This window comes from Microcoleus sp. D2_18a_D3 (genome assembly GCF_036702455.1).
Lineage (GTDB): Bacteria > Cyanobacteriota > Cyanobacteriia > Cyanobacteriales > Microcoleaceae > Microcoleus.
The window spans coordinates 1-1,459 of the sequence record NZ_JAUBTK010000209.1 but is presented as its reverse complement, the minus strand read 5'-3'; the positions used below and the strand labels follow the sequence as shown (position 1 = coordinate 1,459).

Below are 1,459 nucleotides of genomic sequence, written 5' to 3'. Positions count from 1 at the left end.
GGTGAAAATTGTAATAAGCGCACTTTTTTCAGTATAACCGATAATTCATCAACTTATTTATTTTTCATTCCTAAGCTGTCAGTTGCCCATTCTCCCAGCTCAGACCATACACTTCCAGCAAACCCAAATCACCTATATAGCGCGAATTACCCGTCGCCAAATTGACAGCAACCAGGCGATCGTTCAACGAAGTATTAGGACTGCTAACCGTTGCTAAAATCTCATTAGCCCCGTTGAAAACCAAATCTCCACTGCTAGGCCCGCCCAAATTGCCAATCAAATTCATCTGACCATTATCAGGCGAAATCTGAAACAAATTGCCATTTCCCTGATCGGCCCCGTAGAGTCGGCCATCAGGAGAGAAAGTCAGAGAATTGAGAGTCCCCCCCGCCAACGGCCCGACATATCGTTCCGCACCCGTAGAGGGATTAATCTCATACAAACCGTCAAAGAAAGTACAGCCGTAAAGTTTACCATTCGGAGCAACTGCCAAATCAGTAAAAGCGCGGCCTTGATAGATTGGATTTTGTGCACCCGTCGCCGTATTAACCTGCAATATCTGTCCACCACTGGTAGACAGGTACACCGTCTCAGCATTTCCTTGTACTGGCGGTTTCTCTGGGGGTTGCTGTGGCAATAAAGGCGGCCGACTTCCAGGGTAGCCACCAGTCCAAGCACTCGGTACCCAATAAGTCCCACCGTTATATCGGAAGCGATACCACAAAGCATCCGGTTTTCCTGTTGTTAAATCGCTAAGCTGTTCGCCGTAAGTCCAACCGTCAAAACTCAGCGTATCACCAGTCTTGACAATAAAATTACTTCGATCGCTCGTATTCGGACTATTGCCAAGAGTAATCCCATTCGATGAAACCACCCAAGCAGTAAAGTTTTCATTGATAATATTGACAGCCCGTTCCGTCGGCGTGACAAGCCCTTCACCGCCCCAAGTCGTCGGTTTCAAGAAAGCAATAGGCCGATAAACTTCCGGCTTCGTCTTCTTCGCCAAATCCACCGCCGCCAACGTATTCAAAAATCCAAAACCCGTCTCATCATCCCACCCAGATGGCCCCAAATCCCTCGCCGTAGACTTCAAAATCTCCATCACTTGGCGATAGTTCAAAGCAGGATTTGCCGCCCAAACCAAAGAAGCCGCCCCCGCAACTTTTGCAGTCGCTACCGAAGTCCCCGCCATCGTCCCCAAATCATTTCCCGCAGTCGATAAACCGGGGTGTTCACTCGTCCCGCCATCCGCCAAAATATCCAAACCGCGGCCATAACTAGAATAGTTCGATCGCCCGTTAATATCCCCAGCCCCAACAGTAAAAATATTGTCAAACTCCTGAGAAGCTTGACCCAAAACCGACATCACACCGCCATCATTACGGGAGCGTGTCACTTTTGCGATGAGTATAAATACTCGTGAACCCAGAATGACTTTTTTATCGATCATCAGTATCAA

1 protein-coding gene is annotated in these 1,459 nt (G+C 48.1%); it reads right to left on the bottom strand.

Features of this window, described 5'->3' with window-relative positions; genetic code table 11:
• Positions 1-70: 70 nt before the first annotated feature.
• The coding region (locus QUB06_RS34525) for a S8 family serine peptidase (RefSeq protein ID WP_333439335.1) at positions 71-1,459 on the bottom strand (1,389 nt) is incomplete at its 5' end.